Origin of the sequence: Burkholderia theae (assembly GCF_048565265.1) — a bacterium.
GTDB classification, from domain to species: Bacteria; Pseudomonadota; Gammaproteobacteria; order Burkholderiales; family Burkholderiaceae; genus Burkholderia; species Burkholderia theae.
The window spans coordinates 1436668-1456283 of sequence record NZ_CP183462.1 but is presented as its reverse complement, the minus strand read 5'-3'; the positions used below and the strand labels follow the sequence as shown (position 1 = coordinate 1456283).

At 65.7% G+C, this 19616-nt stretch carries 17 protein-coding genes; 11 read left to right on the top strand and 6 right to left on the bottom strand.

The window, feature by feature from the left end:
- The first annotated feature begins 60 nt into the window (after positions 1-60).
- On the top strand, positions 61-1551 hold the full coding sequence (locus tag ACN22W_RS23995) for an aldehyde dehydrogenase (RefSeq protein WP_419689664.1): 1491 nt from the start codon (positions 61-63) through the stop codon (positions 1549-1551).
- A 17-nt stretch (positions 1552-1568) separates the two neighbouring features.
- Positions 1569-2531 carry a VOC family protein gene (locus ACN22W_RS23990; protein ID WP_193100248.1) on the top strand — a complete coding sequence of 321 codons (963 nt, stop codon included), beginning with the start codon at positions 1569-1571 and terminating at the stop codon, positions 2529-2531.
- A gap of 13 nt (positions 2532-2544) precedes the next feature.
- Here the strand turns inward: ACN22W_RS23990 and ACN22W_RS23985 are convergent, their stop codons facing one another.
- Positions 2545-3597, bottom strand: a complete 1053-nt coding sequence (locus ACN22W_RS23985; protein WP_419689663.1) for an RNA-guided endonuclease InsQ/TnpB family protein — start codon at positions 3595-3597, stop codon at positions 2545-2547.
- 92 nt (positions 3598-3689) lie between these two features.
- Between ACN22W_RS23985 and ACN22W_RS23980 the strand changes: the two genes are divergently transcribed.
- The 5 genes from ACN22W_RS23980 to ACN22W_RS23960 all read left to right on the top strand — a co-directional run bounded on the left by ACN22W_RS23980 (position 3690) and on the right by ACN22W_RS23960 (position 8133).
- Positions 3690-4934, top strand: a complete 1245-nt coding sequence (locus ACN22W_RS23980) for an NAD(P)/FAD-dependent oxidoreductase (protein ID WP_419689662.1) — start codon at positions 3690-3692, stop codon at positions 4932-4934.
- Between the two features lie 30 nt (positions 4935-4964).
- The gene (locus ACN22W_RS23975; RefSeq protein ID WP_343493218.1) at positions 4965-6365 is read left to right on the top strand and encodes an MFS transporter; all 1401 of its coding nucleotides are present in this window, start codon (positions 4965-4967) and stop codon (positions 6363-6365) included.
- A 116-nt stretch (positions 6366-6481) separates the two neighbouring features.
- Positions 6482-7033, top strand: coding sequence for a GNAT family N-acetyltransferase (locus ACN22W_RS23970; RefSeq protein WP_419689661.1), 552 nt, complete (start codon positions 6482-6484; stop codon positions 7031-7033).
- Between the two features lie 98 nt (positions 7034-7131).
- Entirely contained in the window at positions 7132-7545 is a 414-nt protein-coding gene (locus ACN22W_RS23965; protein WP_343493221.1) for a PPC domain-containing DNA-binding protein, read from the top strand.
- A gap of 75 nt (positions 7546-7620) precedes the next feature.
- Positions 7621-8133 (top strand): DUF4274 domain-containing protein, encoded by a 513-nt coding sequence (locus ACN22W_RS23960; protein ID WP_129515207.1) that lies wholly within the window; start codon positions 7621-7623, stop codon positions 8131-8133.
- Positions 8134-8411: 278 nt separating this feature from the next.
- Here the strand turns inward: ACN22W_RS23960 and ACN22W_RS23955 are convergent, their stop codons facing one another.
- Positions 8412-9437 carry an IS110 family transposase gene (locus tag ACN22W_RS23955; protein ID WP_419689660.1) on the bottom strand — a complete coding sequence of 342 codons (1026 nt, stop codon included), beginning with the start codon at positions 9435-9437 and terminating at the stop codon, positions 8412-8414.
- Between the two features lie 156 nt (positions 9438-9593).
- Positions 9594-12179, bottom strand: coding sequence for a bifunctional aconitate hydratase 2/2-methylisocitrate dehydratase (gene acnB / locus ACN22W_RS23950; RefSeq protein WP_419689659.1), 2586 nt, complete (start codon positions 12177-12179; stop codon positions 9594-9596).
- A gap of 393 nt (positions 12180-12572) precedes the next feature.
- On the opposite strand from acnB, the gene ACN22W_RS23945 reads away from it, so the two are divergent.
- Positions 12573-13337, top strand: a complete 765-nt coding sequence (locus tag ACN22W_RS23945) for a BPL-N domain-containing protein (protein WP_419689658.1) — start codon at positions 12573-12575, stop codon at positions 13335-13337.
- 11 nt (positions 13338-13348) lie between these two features.
- Here ACN22W_RS23945 and ACN22W_RS23940 read toward each other — a convergent pair whose 3' ends face one another.
- Entirely contained in the window at positions 13349-13822 is a 474-nt protein-coding gene (locus ACN22W_RS23940; RefSeq protein WP_343493226.1) for a nuclear transport factor 2 family protein, read from the bottom strand.
- A 223-nt stretch (positions 13823-14045) separates the two neighbouring features.
- Here ACN22W_RS23940 and ACN22W_RS23935 point away from each other — a divergent pair, with 223 nt between their 5' ends.
- The gene (locus ACN22W_RS23935; protein WP_419689657.1) at positions 14046-15428 is read left to right on the top strand and encodes a lysozyme inhibitor LprI family protein; all 1383 of its coding nucleotides are present in this window, start codon (positions 14046-14048) and stop codon (positions 15426-15428) included.
- A 48-nt stretch (positions 15429-15476) separates the two neighbouring features.
- On the opposite strand, the gene ACN22W_RS23930 is transcribed toward ACN22W_RS23935, so the two are convergent.
- Both ACN22W_RS23930 and ACN22W_RS23925 read right to left on the bottom strand, forming a co-directional pair.
- Positions 15477-15725, bottom strand: coding sequence for a hypothetical protein (locus ACN22W_RS23930; protein ID WP_048247408.1), 249 nt, complete (start codon positions 15723-15725; stop codon positions 15477-15479).
- Between the two features lie 570 nt (positions 15726-16295).
- Positions 16296-16730 (bottom strand): universal stress protein, encoded by a 435-nt coding sequence (locus ACN22W_RS23925; RefSeq protein WP_419689656.1) that lies wholly within the window; start codon positions 16728-16730, stop codon positions 16296-16298.
- 312 nt (positions 16731-17042) lie between these two features.
- Between ACN22W_RS23925 and ACN22W_RS23920 the strand changes: the two genes are divergently transcribed.
- Both ACN22W_RS23920 and ACN22W_RS23915 read left to right on the top strand, forming a co-directional pair.
- Positions 17043-18527 carry an amidase gene (locus ACN22W_RS23920; protein WP_419689655.1) on the top strand — a complete coding sequence of 495 codons (1485 nt, stop codon included), beginning with the start codon at positions 17043-17045 and terminating at the stop codon, positions 18525-18527.
- Positions 18528-18892: 365 nt separating this feature from the next.
- Entirely contained in the window at positions 18893-19579 is a 687-nt protein-coding gene (locus ACN22W_RS23915; protein WP_343493231.1) for a hypothetical protein, read from the top strand.
- The last annotated feature ends 37 nt before the right edge of the window (positions 19580-19616 follow it).

Below are 19616 nucleotides of genomic sequence, written 5' to 3'. Positions count from 1 at the left end.
GCGTCCGCCCGCGCCACGGCGAGGGCGGCTGTGCAGAGACAGATTTGTGGGACTTGTGACATGACTCCTTTCGATACGAGCCTCGTACCCGACGGCAACATCCTGATCGGCGGCGAATGGCGGCGCGGCCGTGGCGCGCCTTACGCGAGCATCTATCCGGCCGACCAGTCGCTGAACATGGAAGTGTCGACCGCGAACGCGGAAGACGCGGCGGAAGCCGTCGAGGCCGCCGATGCCGCGTGGCGCCGCGCCGACTGGGCCGGGCTGAAGCCGCACCAGCGCGCGCAGGTGCTGTACCGCATCGCGGATCTCATCATGCAGCGCCACGAGGCGCTCGCGAACCTGCAGCGCCGCGACAACGGCAAGCCGATCGGCGAGACCCGCGTGCTGGTGGCCAGTGCCGCGAACACGTTCCGCTATTTCGCGGCCTGCCTCGAAACGCTCGACGAAGAACTGACGCCGTCGCGCGGCGACTACCTGACGATGAGCGTGTACGAGCCGATCGGCGTGATCGCGGCGATCACGCCGTGGAATTCGCCGATCGCGTCCGACGCGCAGAAACTCGCGCCGGCGCTCGCGGGCGGCAACGCGGTGGTGCTCAAGCCGGCCGAAGTCACGCCGCTCGTGTCGCTTGCGCTCGCACGCATCTGCGAGGAAGCCGGCGTGCCGAAGGGCGTGCTGAGCGTGCTGCCCGGCAAGGGTTCGGTGATCGGCGACGTGCTCGTGCGTCATCCGCTGGTGAAGAAGGTGTCGTTTACCGGCGGCACCGAAGTGGGCCGAGGCATCGCGCGCATCGCGGCAGAAAAGCTGATGCCCGTGTCGCTCGAACTCGGTGGCAAGTCGCCGACGATCGTGTGCGACGACGCCGATCTCGATCACGCGGTCAACGGCGTGCTGTACGGCATTTTCAGCTCGTCGGGCGAAGCGTGCATCGCCGGTTCGCGGCTGTTCGTGCAGCGCGCGGTATACGACGAATTCATGAAGCGCCTGGTTGCGGGCGCACGCAAGTTGCGCGTGGGCGATCCGACGCGGCCCGATACGCAGATGGGGCCGCTGATCACCGCGAAGCACCGCGAATCGGTCGAACGTTACGTCGCACTTGGCCTGGAAGAAGGCGGCCGGTTGTTGTGCGGCGGCGAGCGGCCGTCGGGCGACGGGCGCGAGAACGGCTTCTTCTATCAGCCGACGATTCTCGAAGGCTTGCCGAACAGCGCGCGCATCTGCCAGGAAGAAATCTTCGGGCCCGTGCTCGTCGCGATGCCGTTCGACGATGAAGCGTCGTTGCTCCGGCAGGCGAACGACAGCGTGTTCGGCCTTGCCGCCGGCATCTGGACGCGCGACTACAAGCGCGCGTGGCGCATCGCGCGTGCGCTGGAGACGGGCACCGTCTGGATCAACACGTACAAGCTGTTCTCGATCGCCACGCCGTTCTCGGGCTGGAAGGAGAGCGGGATGGGCCGCGAGAAGGGGCGTCTCGGCATCCGCGAGTACATGCAGCAGAAGAGCCTCTACTGGGGCTTGAACGACGCGCCGCTGCCGTGGGCGAACTGAGCGAAGGGGAAAACGCAATGAGCATTCTGGGAATCGAGCAGATCACGTACGGTGTCGACGATCTCGCCACCTGCCGGCGCTTTTTCGCCGACTGGGGGCTGAAGGAAGTCGAGCACGACGACACGCAAGCACGCTTCGAAACGATGAACGGCTGCACCGTGCTGGTCGTCAAGGCCGACGATCCGGCGCTGCCGCCCGCGTTCGAAGCGGGCCCGACGGTGCGTGAAGTCACGTGGGGCGTCGCGACGCAGCAGGAACTCGACGCGCTGCGCGGCAAGTTCGCCGGCCAGCCCGGCTTTTACGCACGGAAGGATGCGCTCGGCTGCACCGACCCGAACGGGATGGCGATCCGTGTCGAGGTCACGCGCAAGCGCACGCTCGACATCACCGGCTCGCCGTCGAACGTGTGGGGCCAGACGCTGCGCGTCGACGAGCCGAGCCCGATCTATGCACGCGCGGAGCCGGTCGAGGTCGGGCATGTCGTGTTCTTCACGAACTGCCTCGACGCGCAGGAAAAGTTCTATCACGAGCTGCTCGGCTTCGAGACGTCGGACCGCTACCCGGGCCGCGGTGCATTCATGCGCTGCGCGCCGCACGGCGGCCACCACGACCTGTTCCTGCTCGCGCTGCCGAACGGCAAACGCGGCCTCAACCACGTCGCGTTCACCGTGCGCGACATCCATGAAGTGTTCGGCGGCGGCATGCATATCGACCGCTGCGGCTGGGAGACGCAACTCGGCCCGGGCCGTCACCCCGTGTCGTCCGCGTACTTCTGGTATTTCCAGAATCCGGCCGGCGGCCTGATCGAGTACTACGCGGACGAGGACGTCCTGACGCCCGAGTGGCAGCCGCGCGAATTCGAGCCGGGCCCGACCGTATTCGCCGAGTGGGCCGTCGACGGCGGCCTCGACGGCAACACGCGCCGGCAGAAGAACGCGAAGGCGCCGGAAGGCAAGTTCATGACGGAGCGCAAATCTTGACGTTTTCCCGTGCCTAAGGGCAGGGGATTCCCACACCTGGCGATGCACGTCCGCATCGGAGAATGTTCAGAGCAGCGTTGGTATCTCGATCATGCACGACACCGCAGTTACTGCAGGTCCACTCTCTTATTCGCAGCCCCGCGATACCTTTCGGTCGCGTCGTGCTGTCTTTCGACCCGCACAACGAACAGGACTGGGTAGAACCGCTTTCGTCCACTTCCTCGAACGTGACCCCGTGCGCAATCGCTTTGTAACGGAGCTTGTGGCGAAAGGACGACCAGGATACGTCGTTGACGCTCTTCGCCATCCTGGTTTTGGCGAGACCGACGGCCGACACGTTGCCGACCGCGATGTAATCGAAGCGCCGCACCAGAGCGAGCGCGAGCTTGTGTTGGAAATCGGCGCGGGCATTCGCCACCTTCGCATGCAGTTTCGCGATATGGCGCTTGTGCTTTCGCGCCCGTTGGGCTTTCGCCAGTTTTTCGGCGGCGCGCTGGCTGAACCGGTCGTTGGGCACCTTTTCGCCGGTCGAAAGTGTGGCGAAGTCTTTCAGACCGAGATCGATTCCGACGCCGGAACGGATCGGTCGGGCTGGAACATCAAGCATCTCGATCACGATGTTGAGAAACCAGTTGCCGCGTGCATCCCGTGCAAAGTTAGTGCCGTCCTTGATCTTGCCTTCGGGAAGCGGTCGACAGTTAAACACGCGAAAGGTATTGCCGGCGAAGCGAAACGCATCGCCTTCACGCTTCAGGTCACGGCCCTTAAGCGGCACCCAGCCAAGCGACTTCCTGCCGCGATAGCGCAGGTAGGGGCGACGGTGCTGGCTGCGCGATTTCGCGTATTGCTCGCACGTTGCGTTGACGGTGCCGGAGTGGATGCCGAGTTCCTTGCTGCTGCCGGTCGTCAGCCTGTTCAGATCGAAACCCGTCGGCCACTTCTTGCGCCACTTGAGCGCGTGCTTCTGGGTGTCGTTGCAGAAGTTCCAGACGTAGTTCACCGCACGGCTTTGCTTGTTCAGCAAGCCGTTGAGCGACTTCACCCGGTAGCGGTAGACAAGAATCATGCCGGCCATCCTAGCCGGTGGAAGAAGCTGTCTGTCAAGAGCATACCTTTCCTTCCCGCCATTCATGGTGGGGTTTCTCGGAGAAAAAACGGATGAGCGAAGGGAACACACAGAAGCAGCCCGCGCCCGGCACGGTCGTCGTGATCGGCGGCGGCCAGGCCGCCGGCTGGGTGCTGAAGACGTTGCGCGCGGAAGGCTACGCGGGCCGCCTCGTGATGATCGCCGACGAGGCGCATCTGCCGTACGAGCGTCCGCCGCTGTCGAAGGCCGTGCTGGCCGGCGATGCCGATATCGAAACCGTGCGCGTCGTGCGTCCCGACGAATTCGACGCGCTGAACGTCGAGGCGTGGCAGCCGGAACGCGCGGCATCGATCGACCGCGCGTGCCGCGTGGTGACCACCGCCAGCGGCCGCGAGATCGCATACGACCGGCTCGTGATCGCGACCGGCGGCACGTCGCGCCGCCTGCCGGACGCGATCGTGAAGACGCCGAACCTGCACTACCTGCGCACGCTCGACGAAGCGGCCGCGCTCGGCGAGAAACTGCGCGCCAGCCGGCGCGTGCTCGTGATCGGCGGCGGCTGGATCGGCCTCGAAGTCGCGGCGACCGCGCGCAAGCTCGGCGTCGAGGCGGTCGTGGTGGAAGGCGCGCCGCGGCTGTGCGGCCGCTCGGTGCCGCAGATCGTGTCGGATTTCCTGCTCGACCTGCATCGCTCGAACGGTGTCGACGTGCGTCTCGGCGCGGCGCTCGCGTCGCTCGACGCGCAGCCGGGCGACGCATCGAAGGTGCGTGCGACGCTGGCTGACGGCACGACGATCGACGCCGATTTCGCGGTGGCCGGCATCGGCCTCGCGCTGAATGCGTCGCTCGCGAGCGACGCGGGGCTGGCCGTCGACGACGGCATCGTCGTCGATGAATTCGGCGCGACCAGCGACCCGGCGATCTTCGCGTGCGGCGACGTCGCGAACCATCACAACGGCTGGCTGAAGCGGCGCGTGCGGCTCGAATCGTGGGCCAACGCGCAGAACCAGGCGATCGCGGCCGCGAAAGCCGTGCTCGGCGTGCGCGCGCCGTACGCGGAGATTCCGTGGTTCTGGTCCGATCAGTACGACGTGAACCTGCAGATCCTGGGCGATCTGCCGGCCGATGCACAGCTCGTCGTGCGCGGCGAACTCGCCGCGCGCCGCGCGACGCTGTTTTTCCTTGGCGACGGGCATGTGAGAGGTGTCATCGCCGTGAACAACGCACGCGAGCTGAAGCTCGCACGCAAGTGGATGAACCAGGGCCGGGCAGTGGATACGGAAGCCCTGGCAGACACGACCAAAGCGCTTGCCTGACCGGGCAGAGAGACTACGGAGACACCCCGCATGAGCACTTTCGACAACGTCGTGGCCGGTCGCGCCACGATGGAAGCTGCCGCCTCCACGCCCGGCGCGATCATCGCGCGGCTCGAGCGGCTTCCGGCCAACGCGATGCAGATCCGCGCACGCGTGCTGATCGGCACCGCGACGTTCTTCGACGGCTTCGACGTGATCACGATCGCGGCGACGCTACCGTTGTTGATTCACAAATGGGGGCTGTCGCCGACGCAGATCGGCATGCTGATCGCGTCCGGCGCGATCGGCCAGCTGATCGGCGCATTCCTGTTTCCCGCGCTGGCCGAGAAGCATGGCCGCGTGAAGGCGATCGCGTGGAGCTCGGCCGTGATCGGCATCACCAGCATCGCGTGCGGCTTCGCGCCGACCTTCGAGATCTTCGTGCTGCTGCGGATCCTGCAGGGGCTCGGGCTGGGCGGCGAGCTGCCGGTCGCCGCGACGTACATCAACGAGATCACGCGCGCGCATGGCCGTGGCCGCTTCGTGCTGCTGTACGAGATCGTGTTCCCGATCGGCCTGCTCGTGTCGATGGCGCTCGGCGCGTGGCTCGTGCCGCGCTTCGGCTGGGAAATCATGTACTTCGTCGGCGGGCTGCCGCTGATCCTGTCGCTCGTGCTCACGCGTCTCGTGCCGGAATCGCCGCGCTGGCTCGCATCGCGCGGGCGGCTCGCGGAAGCCGGGCGCGCAACGAGCGTGTTCGAAGCGTCGGTGCGCGGCGAGCTGCCGCCGGTCACGCAGGTGGCAGCGTTCGACGAGATGGTGCGCCAGCATCCGAAGCGCAAGATGAGCGACCTGTTCAGCGCCGCGTATCGCAAGCGCACGCTCGCGGTGGCGACGTTGTGGGCGACCTGCGGGTTCATCCAGTACGGGCTGTCGACGTGGCTGCCGACGATCTACAAGAACTTCTATCACGCACCGTTGCAGCTCGCGCTGAACCTCGCGGTGATCGGCTCGGTGATGGGCGTGCTCGGTTCGCTGGCGTCGGCGCTGCTCGTCGACAAGCTCGGTCGCAAGCCGGTGATCGTGTGGTCGTTCGTGCTGTGCGCGCTGTCGCTGGCGTTCGCGGGCATTTATCACGCGTCGTCGGTGTATGTCGTCGCGATCTTCTGTTCGCTGTCGCTCGGGTTGATGGCGTCGGGGTTCATTACCGCGTACGTCTATACGCCGGAACAGTATCCGACGAGCATCCGCGCGTCGGGCTGCGGGCTCGGCAGCGCGTGGCTGAAGATCGCATCGTTCGTCGCGCCGATGGTCGTGCCGCACGCGATCATCGGCGGGAACCTCGCCCCGGCGTTTTACCTGATCGGCGTCGTGCCGCTGATCGCCGCAGTGACCGTGCACTTCGTCGGGATCGAGACGAAGGGGAAGGTGCTCGAGGCGCTTGAGGCATAAGCGCAGCCGATAGCGGCGGATGAGGTGAAAAGGCTCGGGCGACGTCCGGGCCTTTTTGCTTTTTGCGGTCGGCATGTTCTAATCCAGCGTCCATGTTCCCGATCGCTGCCGCTGCCATGCCCATGTTCGAATCCGTCACGCTCGATACGCCGCGTCTTCTTCTGCGTCCGCTTCGCGAAGCCGATGCGCACGCGCTGTTCGATCTTTGGTCGGATGCCGAAGCGATGCGCTATTTCTCGTTCTCGCCGATGACGCACATCGAGCAGGCAACGGAGCGCGTTGGACGCAACCTGAAGACGTCCGCCAGCGGGCAGGATCTGATCTGCGTGCTCGAACTGCGGGATTCCGGCGAAACGCTCGGCGAATGTGTGCTGTTCCATGCGAACGAGCAATGCCGGCGCGCCGAGATCGGCTTCAGCCTGCGGCGCAAGTACTGGAGCGGCGGATACATGCGCGAGGCGGCGTCGGCCATGATCGATCATGCGTTCGACACGTTGCGGCTGAACCGGCTCGAAGCCGATATCGATCCGCGCAACCTGGCGTCGGCGCGGCTGCTCGAACGGCTGGGTTTCGCGCGGGAAGGGCTGCTGCGCGAACGCTGGATTGTCGGCGATGAAGTGTCGGACAGCGCGCTGTACGGACTGCTGGCGAGCGATCGCCGCGGGTGACGCGGGCGGGCGGTTGTCCCGGGCGCGGGTGACTTGCCGGATTCACGGGGCGAACGTACTCTTTGTCGACACCACGATCCACCAGCGGGTTCTCGACCATGCAAGCCCATCCCCTGCGTCTTTCTCCCGGCGACGATCTGCGCGCATCCATCGAGGAAGCGTTGCGTTCGCACGCATCTCACGCGGCATTCGTGATCCAGGGCATCGGCAGCCTGAGCGTCGCGCAATTGCGTTTTGCCGGCGCCGACCTGCCGACCGAACTGCGTGGCGACCTCGAAATCCTGACGCTGGCGGGCTCAGTCTCGCCGGACGGCGCGCACCTGCACATGTCCGTTTCCGATGCGAACGGCCGCGTGTCGGGCGGCCATGTGGCGAGCGGCTGCGTGGTGCGCACGACCGCCGAGATCCTGCTCGCGCTGCTGCCCGCGCATCGTTTCGCTCGCGAACCCGATGCGGGCACCGGCTTCAACGAACTGGTGATCCGTCACGAGCCGGGCGGCGACGGCGCGTGAGTGCCGCCGACGCCGCGCCGAAACCGTCGAATATTCTGAACTTCCCGCCATCCGTCATTCGCAAGGAGACCCTGCATGGATGATTCCGAAATCGAACAGAAAGTGTGGGACATCGTCCGGACCTGGCTCGAGGGCGCGACGCCCGAGCAATGGCACCGGTTCGCCGCGCGTTCCAATTACGACGGCAACGGACACGCGCTGCGCTGGCTGCTCGACAACCGCAACGTCGATCACGCGACCGCGCTGCTGATCTACTGGAATCTCGGCGCCGCGTGGTTCGTCCAGTACGCGAACGAAAGCGATCTGGGCGACGCGTCGTATCAACTGGACACGTTCCGGCTGCTGCGTGAAATCGAACGGCGCTACGCCGAAGGCTATTACGCCGATCACGGGATCTGGTTCGATCCGCATGACTTCGAAGGCGCGGGCCCGAACGATTATCCGGACGTACCGGTTGCGCGGCCGGTGCCGGCGCTGATGCTGCAGCCGACGAAGGGCCGCGAGTATGTCGATCTCGACGACGCGGAAGGTTACGACGAGGGTCTGCCGTTCGACGTGGTCGAGCGGATCAACGCGCTTTACGACTGACCGGGCCGGTATCTGGAGCCGGAGCCGCATGAAAAAATGTATGGTCAGCCTGTTTTTTGCAACCTTGGACAGTGACTAAGATAGAAAGGCTTGCGCTAATGTATCCGGGCTCGAAATGGGCGCGGATCGCGCCCGGCCCTCGATGAGAAGCCGCGCCCGACAGGCCTTAAAAAAGCGTCAGTCTGCGAGACTGAATTTCATGTCAGGTTTTCTGTCGGGCCGTGAGCCGATTGTCTTCATCACGGATCAGAGGTCGCAAAAGCAGGCAGGTACTTCGATCAGGCGATAGCCGGATGAGCCCGGTACTCGCCGCCCCTGGCCAGAATCGCCCATACGATTCTGGCCATTTTGTTGGCTAGCGCGCAGGCGACAACGTTGCCATGACGGCGACGCAGCAGCGCTTGCACCCAGATACCCAATGCATCGGTACGGCGCTCGACGTAACGCATGACGGCTCTTGCGCCTTGAATCAGCAAACATCGCAGGCGCTTGTCGCCTCGCTTGCTGATACCGAGCAAGGTCGGGCGTCCTCCCGTCGAATGCTGACGAGGTACCAACCCCAACGAAGCAGCGAAGTCGCGAGCACGTTTGAACGCATGCACATCACCGGCCATCGCCAGCAGATTGCTGGCCGTGATCGGACCGACTCCGGGGATCGTCATGAGCCGCTGCCCCGCGTCGTCCTCAGCGAGTTGGCGCTTGAGTTCGCCGTCGCACTGGGCGATCTCCTCGCTGAGTTGGCCATATCGCCGATGCAAGCGCTGCAGGATCGCCACCAGCCGGGGCGGCAGTGTCGATGCTGGATCATCGAGCAAGATTGGCAGGCGGGTAATGGCAAGCGCGCCGACCGGCAAGCTGATACCGAATTCGAGTAGGAACGCGTGAGCCTGGTTGACCGTGGCGGTGCGCTCGCTCACCAGTGCTTCGCGTACTCGATGCAACGCCATCAGTGCCTGCTGATCCGGCGTCTTAATTACCACAAAGTGCATGCTGGGGCGAGAAGCGGCCTCGCAAATTGCTTCGGCATCGGCGAAGTCGGTCTTGTTGCCCTTCACAAAGGGGCGGACAAATTGCGGCGCGATCAGGCGTACCTGATGCCCGAACACCTGCAGTTTGCGCGCAAGCCAGTGCGCACCCGCGCAGGCCTCCATGGCGATTGTGCTGGCTGGACAACCCGCCAGCAAAACCAGCAACTGAGTACGCGTCACCTTCTTGCGCCAGACTTCGTGACCGTGACGGTCCTGCGCATGTAGAAAGAAGCAGTGCTTGCCTAGATCGATCCCGATCAACGTCGCGGTGCCCATGATGATCTCCCAGAAAGGAAACGGCCCGATCAGCGTACGCTGATCGGGCCGTTTCGGTCAGGCTGACCATCTCATTAAAGCGCCGCAGGCATGCAGCCTGCGGCGCCATCGTGTGGCGCCGCGACGGGAACGACCCGCCGCGGCCCGGCAGCGTGCTTACATCTGCACGGTGTCGGCCACTTCCTTGAAGTCTTCGATCTGGTCGAAGTTCATGTACTGGTAGATCTTGTCGCCGTTGGCCGTGAGCACGCCCATGTCGGCCATGTACTCGTCCTTGGTCGGGATCTTGCCCAGACGCGAGCAGATTGCGGCCAGTTCCGCCGAGCCGAGGTACACGTTCGTGTTCTTGCCCAGGCGGTTCGGGAAGTTGCGGGTCGACGTCGACATGACCGTCGCGCCTTCGCGCACTTGTGCCTGGTTACCCATGCACAGCGAGCAGCCCGGCATTTCGGTACGCGCACCGGCCGTGCCGAACACGCCGTAGTGACCTTCTTCGGTCAGCTGCTTCTGGTCCATCTTGGTCGGCGGGGCAACCCACAGCTTGACCGGGATGTCGCGCTTGCCTTCCAGCAGCTTCGACGCGGCACGGAAGTGACCGATGTTGGTCATGCACGAGCCGATGAACACTTCGTCGATCTTCGCACCGGCGACGTCGGACAGCGTCTTCACGTCGTCCGGGTCGTTCGGGCACGCGACGATCGGCTCGTGGATGTCGGCGAGGTCGATCTCGATGACGGCCGCGTAGTCGGCGTCGGCATCCGGCGACAGCAGTTGCGGGTCGGCCAGCCACTGTTCCATCGCCGCGATACGGCGCTGCAGGCTGCGCGGATCCTGGTAGCCCTGCGCGATCATCCACTTCAGCAGTGTGACGTTGCTGTTCAGGTATTCGATGATCGGTTCCTTGTTCAGGTGCACCGTGCAACCAGCGGCCGAACGCTCGGCGGACGCATCCGACAGCTCGAACGCTTGCTCGACCTTCAGGTCGGGCAGGCCTTCGATCTCGAGAATGCGGCCCGAGAAGATGTTCTTCTTGCCTTGCTTGGCCACCGTCAGCATGCCTTGCTTGATCGCGTACAGCGGAATCGCGTTGACGAGGTCGCGCAGCGTCACGCCCGGCTGCATCTTGCCCTTGAAACGGACCAGCACCGATTCCGGCATGTCCAGCGGCATCGTGCCGGTGGCGGCCGCGAACGCGACCAGGCCCGAGCCTGCCGGGAAGCTGATGCCGATCGGGAAGCGCGTGTGCGAATCGCCGCCGGTGCCGACGGTGTCGGGCAGCAGCATGCGGTTCAGCCACGAGTGGATCACGCCGTCGCCCGGGCGCAGCGCGATGCCGCCGCGCGTGCTGATGAAGTTCGGCAGCGTCTGGTGCGTCTTCACGTCCACCGGCTTCGGATAAGCGGCGGTGTGGCAGAACGACTGCATCACGAGGTCGGCCGAGAAGCCGAGGCAGGCGAGGTCCTTCAGTTCGTCGCGGGTCATCGGGCCCGTGGTGTCCTGCGAGCCGACCGAGGTCATCTTCGGTTCGCAGTACGTGCCCGGGCGCACGCCCTGGCCTTCCGGCAGACCGCACGCGCGGCCGACCATCTTCTGCGCGAGCGAGAAGCCCTTGCCGCTGTCGGCCGGCTGGTGCGGCAGGCGGAACAGCGTCGACGGCGCGAGGCCCAGCGCTTCGCGTGCCTTCGCGGTCAGGCCGCGGCCGATGATCAGCGGAATGCGGCCGCCGGCGCGCACTTCGTCGAACAGCACGTCGGACTTGACCTGGAATTCGGCGATCACGGCGCCGTTCTTCAGTGCCTTGCCGTCGTACGGGCGCAGTTCGACCACGTCGCCCATTTCCATCTGCGACACGTCGAGTTCGATCGGCAGTGCGCCGGCATCTTCCATCGTGTTGTAGAAGATCGGGGCGATCTTGCCGCCGAGGCACACGCCGCCGAAACGCTTGTTCGGGACGAACGGGATGTCTTCGCCGGTGAACCACAGCACCGAGTTGGTGGCCGACTTGCGCGAGGAGCCGGTGCCGACCACGTCGCCCACGTAGGCGACCAGGTGGCCCTTTTCCTTCAGCGATTCGATGAACTTGACCGGGCCGCGCTTGCCGTCTTCTTCCGGCGTGATGCCCGGGCGCGTGTTCTTCAGCATCGCCAGCGCGTGCATCGGGATGTCCGGGCGGGTGGTGGCGTCCGGGGCCGGCGACAGGTCGTCGGTGTTGGTTTCGCCCGTCACCTTGAAGACGGTGATGGTCAGGCTTTGCGGCACTTCCGGACGGCTGGTGAACCATTCGGCGTCGGCCCAGCTTTGCAGCACGGCCTTTGCGTGCGCGTTGCCCTTGTCGGCGAGTTCCTTCACGTCATGGAACTGGTCGAACATCAGCAGGGTTTTCTTCAGCGCGTCGGCGGCGACGGCCGCGACTGCGTCGTCGGACAGCAGTTCGATCAGCGGCTGGATGTTGTAGCCGCCCAGCATCGTGCCGAGCAGTTCGGTGGCGCGTTCGCGCGAGATCAGCGGGCAGGCGGTCTCGCCCTTGGCCACGGCGGCCAGGAAGCCGGCCTTCACGCGGGCGGCTTCGTCGACGCCGGCGGGCACGCGGTAGGTGATCAGTTCGACCAGCGTCTGCTCTTCGCCGGCGGGCGGGTTCGTCAGCAGTTCCACCAGTTCGGCGGTCTGCTGAGCCGTCAGCGGCAGGGGAGGAATACCGAGCGCGGCGCGGGCGGCCACGTGAGCACGAAAGTTTTCAAGCATGGGGAGACCTGCTGATATTGCGTTTGAGGGGAAGGCCGTTCCGGCACTCCGGGGCTGTTCCAGGCACTGCTTTGAACGCGATTCTAATCGCATCACTCTATAACGTCAAATGTCTTATGTCTTATATAAGACTTACGGCGCGGACTGTTCGGGGCGGCGACTGGCGATGACATGTGCCGGCTACCGAAGCTGTTGGGCTCGATTCGGATTGCCGGTGCGGCACATATCTGCACAAGCACGCAAGAAACGGTACACACGCGTCGCAATCGCGCGCCTACGCTTCGTGTCGCGCGGCTTGCAATCCGGTTTCAAAAGCGCGGGGCGAAAAAGGGGCGTGCGCCCGTCGATTCGTCCTGAGCGGTCGCGATGCCTTCAACTCCGTCGATCAAGAACATGCGATCCCGAGACTCGATTGTCCTGCTGGTGTCACTCGTCGCGTCGTCGGCCGTCCAGGCGGCCAGGACCGGCGACGAGACGCGTGGTGCGGCCAGCCGGCCCGTCGCGCTGGTCTATCGCGGGCCCGCGGCGTGCGACGGTTGCCCCGAGGCGATCGCCGCGCGCCTGCAGGAGTCGGACTACCAGTTCCGGGTGATCTACGTCGGGCCGGCGGAAAAGCTCAAGATCACGCCCGGCGCGCTGGCCGGTGCCGCGTTATACGTCCAGCCCGGCGGCGGGCAGGACATTCCCGGCGCGGCCGCCAGCATCGGGAGAAATTCGATCAGGGCCGTGCGGCACTACGTGTCGAACGGCGGGCGATACCTGGGTATCTGCATGGGCGCGTACCTGGCGGGCGACCAGGGTTTCGGGCTGGTCGACGGCGAGATCGACTCCGAGGTCGACCGGCCGGGTTCGACGATGCACGGTATCGCGGATACGGTGACGCCGGTCGTCTGGCGTGGGAAAAAGCGCTGGATCTACTTCCAGGATGGCGCGACGCTCCCGGCTGCTCGAACCGGCTCCGGCGGTGTCGTGCTGGCGACCTATCCGAACAACGATATCGCGGCCGCGACTTACCGCTACGGCAAGGGGCGCGTCGGGCTCGTCGGCCCGCATCCCGAGGCCGATGCAAGCTGGTATCGCCAATACCGTCTCACGAACCCGGACGGCGTGTTGCCGGACATGGCGTACGACCTGATCAACGCCACGATGAAGCCATAACGGCGCGTGTCCTACTTTCGCTTGGCGCGATACGCGTCGAGATTCTTCCGCGCCTGCGCGCGGATCGCGCGTTGCACGAAAGGCGTCCAGCCGAGCAGGGCGCCCTTGAACCCGAGCGCCTGACGCGCCCAGCGCCACAGGTCGAAACTGTCGCGATGCTCGACGATGCGCCCGTCGCGAAACCGGAACTGTGCGCGGATCCGGTTGACCACCATCCGGCCGGTCGCGGTGAACCGGTAGTGCGCGACCCACTCCGCGTGCCCGGTCTGCTCGTCCGCGTCGACCTCGCCGAACGTCAACGAAAACTCCTGCGCACGTGCGACCAGCATGCGCCACATGTCGCGGGCGAGCTCGCCGCGCAGTTCACCGAATGCGGGATCGCTGAAGACGATGTCGTCGGCATAACAAGCGAGCATCGCGTCGATGTCGCGCTGCTGGAAGGCCGTGTAAAAGCGCTGGATCAGCTCGGTGTTCGGATGACTCATCTTTTAATTGGCTGTCGTTGTAGATGAAGCGGCGTCTCGACGCGGCGGCCGGAAGCCGGGCAAGCCACTGTAGCGGAAATCGAATGCGCTGTCGCCGACGGGCGCGTTCGCGCGCGGTGATTTCTCCCGGCTGTTCCGCCGGCCGGTCAATTGATGGAAAATCGCGCGCTGGAGGCCGGCAAGGCTCCGACCTGAGAGCGCGTTGACTGTCGAGAACTCATCCATGAAATTCCGCGTTGAAGCGCCGTTCCGGCGCACGTTGTTGCTCGTGCTGCTTGCGCACGCATCCGAATCCTTCGCGGCCGGGCTCGACTGCGCACAGGCAACCAGTCCGACGGAAAAGGCCGTGTGCGCGTCGAACGACCTGCATCTGGACGACGGCAGGTTGTCGGCCTTTTACCGGAAGCTGTCCGATGCGTTGCCGCCAGGGCAGCGCACGACGTTGCGCACCGCGCAGCTCGGCTGGCTGAAGACCCGCGATCAATGCGGCGCCGATCACGGCTGCCTCGAGCAGCGCTATCTGTCGCGCATCGCCGATCTGCAAGCGCGCCTCGCCACGGTGCTCGCATATCGCCCCGATGCCGAAGACAAGGCTGCGCTCGACGACTTGCGTACGCTCGTCGAGCAGGCGCGCCGAACGGATTCACGCTCGCCGGTCGACAAAGCGATCGAGCGGCTGCGAATCAAGGACGCCGTCACGCGCTTTTCGAGCGAATCCGGCGGCGAGCAGGGGCCGGTGTTCCCGGCGGCCCGGCCCGATGGCGTGACGGCCGACGAATGGAAAGCGTTGAAGGCGTCGCACGTCGACACTGACGACACGGAGATGGGTGCGTTCTACACGCTCATCGATCTCGACGGCGACGGGCGGCGTGATCTGGTCGTCGAATCGGCATCGAACGGAACCGGGTTGTGGTCGTCGGTCGACGTCTTGCGGCGCAGCGGCGGCAAGTTCGAGGTGCCCGGCGAGTCGAACGAGGCGATCGACCGCAGCCTGTACACGACGAATGGCCGCGGCGCGAATCAGGCGGCCGATTGGATCCGCGTGCGCGGGCGCGTCTATGCGCTTTATCGCGACAGTCATTACGGGGTGGACGAGTTTTACCTGTTGCGACCGTTTACCGTCGTCGATCAGGTGCCGAAACTGACGGTGCACTACCGTTACCGTCTGTCGGTGCCGGTCGAGCAGCACGATGAAGGGAAGCAGGGCGCGACGGTGCTCGACGGCACACTGCATGCGGCCCTCGAACAGGCGCTGCACGCGGTGAGCGACAGCACTGCGCTCGATGCCGGCGCCGACAAGCCGCTATGTCCGATTCCGCCCGACGTGCAAGGCGACGATCGCAGCGAGTATTCGAACTACGGCCCCGGCCATTACACGTACGAGATTGTTGGCGACATGCCGGTTCATGTCGGTGGCAAGTGCTACATCGGCCGGCTGATCGACTGGTTCGGACAATACGGAAAGGACGGGCTGACGGCGCAGTTGTCGATGCGACTTCCGCGCGACGACACGGACCACGAGCAGACGTTCAGCGTGAACGGCGTCCGGGCCGTGACGTCCGTCACGACCTCGATCGAGAAAATGACGGTAAACAGCGGGAATTGACGCCTGCGCCCACGATTGAGGCGCAGCCGGCTTGCCGCCGGATTCGCGTCAGCGGGCCGCCATCGCGACGTCCTGATGGTCGCGCCCCGTCACCAGGCAGCCCGACATGAACGCCTCGCTCTGGCTGCTGGCTGCCGCCGCGCCGAAGCCGCGCCCGAGCGCGTCGACCTTCACCTGCGCGGCGCCCTGTTCGCACGCAAGCGGGCTGGCGTCGCGGCCCTGCGCATGCAGGATCGCTCGATCGCCAATGAGATAGGCCAGCAACGCGAAAACAGCGATATGTACGGCTCGTCTCATGGTTTGTCTCCTCGTTGCTCAAGCGTAACGCGGACACGTTCGACGAAGCACTTGGGGGTTCCCCTTGTAAACGTCTGCTGAAACGGGGGCGGGGCAGAGGGAATCTGTCCCGTTTTTGATGGCTCGCGAGCAGGAGGCGTTGGCGGTTTTCGGGTCGGCGGCCAGCGGTTTCAATGCGTCCGGCAGACGAAGCCGAGCGTGCAGCATGGCCATCGTGCGCCAGATTTCCGCGCGGCAGGCGGGTGATTCGCGCGAGTTTGACGAATGTCAGGGTACGGGTGGGAGGGGGCGGTTGCGCGGCCGTTCAAAGCGATAGCATGAATGCATGATTTGACGGAACGCGATGCCTGACGAACGCAGCGCATCGGGTCCGGCAAGCAGGTCCGTGTTGAATATCGCTCTCGAAATAGTGAGGAATCCAAATGTTGAACGTCTCTTCCGTGCTGATCAGTCTCGCTCCGATGTGGGCAATCTTGCTGGTTGCGTCTTCGGCGGCCGCCTATTTCGTGTTCTGGCGCAAGGCCATCAAATAAACGCTGCGCGACAGGCGCGTATGGCGCGCCGTCCCTGTCATTGCACCGCGGTTACCGGCACATTCGAAATCCGCACCAGCCGGTCCATCACGCTGCGGCGGAACATCGACAACAGCGTATGAAACGGATCCTGCCGCGGCGCGACGACCACGATCTCGTCGCACCCGGTCTCGGCCGCCGCGGCCGCGATCGCATCGGCCACCGGCCCGACCTTCATCACGACGCTGAATTTCACGTCTGCATCGCGCAAGATCCGCTCGGCCATCGCGAGATCGTCGGTCGCGAATTTCTCCTCGATCGCGCGCAGCCGCGACAGCGGGTGAAACGCCTCGAGCCGCGTCGATTCGAGCGGCGCTTGGACGTTGATCAGCACGATTTCCGACGCGCACCGCTCTCGATACAGAAACGTTGCGTGCCGGACGGCCTGAAGCGAGCGCGGCGAATGGCCGACCGGAACCAGCAGCTTGAGCATGGACGATGTCCCAGGAACGAAGTACTTCCAGCGTAGCGTTCCGCCGCCGGAAGCGATCTAAAGAGATCGGATGTCCGCGTAAAAAAGTCGTTAACGCGGGCGGTGTCGTGGCGCGTCTATTAGAAATATAAGAAATTTAAGTTTATGCGCATAAACGAGGACGCCAGCCGTCCGCGCCACCCCGATTCAGTCGAATCCGCAATGAATTGCGCCGCAAAATATCGGAGGTCGCCCGGAACGCGTCGCGTAGAGTAGAGCATCGGCCGCCGCCCAGCGGCCAGCCATTCGATACCGCTTCCCAGGAGACCTCGCATGCCGCACGGCGCCCCGCAGCTTCTCGCTCCCGCTTCCATTCCCGTCGACCCGATCGTGCGCCTGTCGGCAGGCGAGCTCGCGTCGGCAATTCGCAGCAAGGCGGTCTCGTGCGTCGAGACGATGCGCGCGTATCTCGACCACGTCGAGCGCGTGAACGGCGCGGTCAACGCGATCGTCGCGCTGCGCGACCGCGACGCGCTGCTCGCCGAAGCCGCGGACAAGGATGCCGCGCTGGCGCGCGGCGAGTATCACGGCTGGATGCACGGGATGCCGCAGGCGCCGAAGGATCTGGCGATGACGAAGGGGCTGCGCACGACCTACGGTTCGCCGATCTTCCGCGAGAACGTGCCGCAGGCCGATTCCGTGGGCGTCGCGCGGATGCGCGCCGCCGGCGCGATCTTCATCGGCAAGACCAACACGCCCGAATTCGGGCTCGGCTCGCATACCTTCAACGAGGTGTATGGCGCGACGCGCAATCCGTACGACCTGACGAAGAGCGCGGGCGGCAGCAGCGGCGGCACGGCGGCGGCGCTCGCGTCGCGGATGCTGCCGGTGGCCGACGGCAGCGATTTCGGCGGCTCGCTGCGCAATCCGGCCGCGTTCTGCAACATCTACGGCATGCGCCCGTCGCAGGGCCGGGTGCCGCGCTGGCCGGGTGTCGACGTGTTCGTGCAGCAGCTCGGCATCGAAGGGCCGATGGGCCGCACGGTCGGCGACGTCGCGCAACTGCTCGCGATCCAGGCCGGCTACGACGCCAACGATCCGCTGTCGCTCGCGGAAGATCCGGCCGTGTTCGCGCAGCCGCTCGACACGGACCTGCGCGGCAAGCGCATCGCGTGGGTCGGCGACTGGAACGGTTATCTCGCGACCGAGGCCGGCGTGCTCGCGCAGTGCGAGCAGGGGCTGGCGACGCTGCGCGAGATCGGCTGCGACGTCGATGCCGCGCTGCCGGCGTTCGCGCCCGACCGGATCTGGCGCCTGTGGCTCGCGCACCGGCATCTGCTGTCCGGCGGCGGGCTGCTCGCGCACTATCGCGACTCGGCGCGCCGCGCGCTGCTGAAGCCCGAGGCGATCTACGAGGTCGAAGGGCTGCTCGCGATGCAGGGCGCGGCGGTGTTCGACGCGAGCGTCGAGCGCACCGCGTGGCATCAGGCCGTGCTGAGCTTCTTCGACCGTTACGACTTCATCGCGGCGCCGACCGCGCAGGTGTTCCCGTTCGACGTCGACCAGCGCTGGCCGAAGGAGATCGCGGGCCGCGCGATGGACACCTACCATCGCTGGATGGAAACCGTCGTGCCGTGGACGCTGGCCGGCTGCCCGGTGATCAACGTGCCGGTCGGCTTCAACGACGCGGGTCTGCCGATGGGGATGCAGCTGATCGGGCGCCCGCGCGCCGATCTCGCCGTGCTGCAGCTCGCGCGCGGCTACGAGCAGGCGGCCGACTGGGTCGGTCGGCGGCTGCCGGCGTGGATGGCCGCGTAACGTCGTGGCCGGCCGGTAGCCGGTAGCGGGTGGCGGAGTGTCGAAACGGGCGGCGGCGAGCCGCCCGTTTTGCTTGGATCCCGGCGCGCGGTGCCGGACGGTGCCGGGCGACTGCGATGCGTTTCGCCTTGCCGCATGCGCAGGCGCCGGAAACCGCTGTCATTGATGCGGTCGGAGAGCGAATACCGGCGCCTGCCAGATATTGCGCGGCAATCGTGGATGAATCCGCGCGATGGTATCCGCCGGTCGCGGAATGGCAAGCGGCCGTGCGGCGCGATTTCGTTTCGATGTGTTTCAGTCGTTGCGGCGGCGTGCGACGCGCTTCGACAATATCGGCCTCAATCATTCGGGCACGAGGGAAACACATGAAGCACATTCGCGCGACGGGCAGGCATCTGGCCTCGGCAGGCATTGCGTTCGGCATTCTGGTGAGCGGCGCCGCGCACGCGCAGCTCGACCTGCAATCGATCGGCGCGTCGCTGCTCGGCGGCGGGCAGCAGCAGGCGGCGCCCGCGCAGGGCGGCGTCGCGCAACTGCTGCAGGCGTATGTCGGCGCGAACCAGCAGGTGCTGTCCGGCCAGTCGTCGCTCGCGTCGGCGATGGGGTTGACCGGCGCGGCCGGACAGGCGCAGCAGGCCGCGAGCCAACTGGCCGGCGGCAATGCGCTGACGCCGGCCGCGCTGTCGCAGATGGGCGGCGCGCAGCAGTCGGTGTCGCAGGCGCTCGGCCAGGCTTTCGCGAGCGGCAGCGCGACGCACGGCCCGGTCGACAAGCAGGCGTTCAGCAACGGCCTCACGTCGCTCGGGCAGGGGCTCACGCAGTATTCGCAACTGCAGTCGGGGCTCGGCAATCTCGGTTCGACGAGCGCGGCGTCGCTGCTGCAGTCGGGCCTGAATCCGCAGAACATGCAGGCCGCGTCGTATATCGCGCAAAGCGCACCGGGCCAGTTGCAGTCGCTCGCGGCGACGCTCAGCCAGGCCGTGCAGTTCGCGACGAGCCAGGGCATTTCGGTGCCGTCGGTCGCGTCGTCCGCGCTGAAGCTGCTGCCGTAACGTTGCGCGGGCATGCGCGCGGTGCGGTGCCGGCATC

Bases quoted from the DNA above. Each gene is read 5' to 3' on its own strand.
- ACN22W_RS23915 (WP_343493231.1), top strand. From the start codon at position 18,893: ATGAAGCACATTCGCGCGACGGGCAGGCATCTGGCCTCGGCAGGCATT.
- ACN22W_RS23925 (WP_419689656.1), bottom strand. From the start codon at position 16,730: ATGCTCAAGCTGCTGGTTCCGGTCGGCCATTCGCCGCGCTCGCTTCAG.
- ACN22W_RS23940 (WP_343493226.1), bottom strand. From the start codon at position 13,822: ATGAGTCATCCGAACACCGAGCTGATCCAGCGCTTTTACACGGCCTTC.
- ACN22W_RS23930 (WP_048247408.1), bottom strand. From the start codon at position 15,725: ATGAGACGAGCCGTACATATCGCTGTTTTCGCGTTGCTGGCCTATCTC.
- ACN22W_RS23920 (WP_419689655.1), top strand. From the start codon at position 17,043: ATGCCGCACGGCGCCCCGCAGCTTCTCGCTCCCGCTTCCATTCCCGTC.
- ACN22W_RS23965 (WP_343493221.1), top strand. From the start codon at position 7,132: ATGCAAGCCCATCCCCTGCGTCTTTCTCCCGGCGACGATCTGCGCGCA.
- ACN22W_RS23985 (WP_419689663.1), bottom strand. From the start codon at position 3,597: ATGATTCTTGTCTACCGCTACCGGGTGAAGTCGCTCAACGGCTTGCTG.
- ACN22W_RS23945 (WP_419689658.1), top strand. From the start codon at position 12,573: ATGCGATCCCGAGACTCGATTGTCCTGCTGGTGTCACTCGTCGCGTCG.
- ACN22W_RS23970 (WP_419689661.1), top strand. From the start codon at position 6,482: ATGCCCATGTTCGAATCCGTCACGCTCGATACGCCGCGTCTTCTTCTG.
- ACN22W_RS23990 (WP_193100248.1), top strand. From the start codon at position 1,569: ATGAGCATTCTGGGAATCGAGCAGATCACGTACGGTGTCGACGATCTC.
- ACN22W_RS23955 (WP_419689660.1), bottom strand. From the start codon at position 9,437: ATGGGCACCGCGACGTTGATCGGGATCGATCTAGGCAAGCACTGCTTC.
- ACN22W_RS23995 (WP_419689664.1), top strand. From the start codon at position 61: ATGACTCCTTTCGATACGAGCCTCGTACCCGACGGCAACATCCTGATC.
- ACN22W_RS23980 (WP_419689662.1), top strand. From the start codon at position 3,690: ATGAGCGAAGGGAACACACAGAAGCAGCCCGCGCCCGGCACGGTCGTC.
- ACN22W_RS23935 (WP_419689657.1), top strand. From the start codon at position 14,046: ATGAAATTCCGCGTTGAAGCGCCGTTCCGGCGCACGTTGTTGCTCGTG.
- acnB (WP_419689659.1), bottom strand. From the start codon at position 12,179: ATGCTTGAAAACTTTCGTGCTCACGTGGCCGCCCGCGCCGCGCTCGGT.
- ACN22W_RS23975 (WP_343493218.1), top strand. From the start codon at position 4,965: ATGAGCACTTTCGACAACGTCGTGGCCGGTCGCGCCACGATGGAAGCT.
- ACN22W_RS23960 (WP_129515207.1), top strand. From the start codon at position 7,621: ATGGATGATTCCGAAATCGAACAGAAAGTGTGGGACATCGTCCGGACC.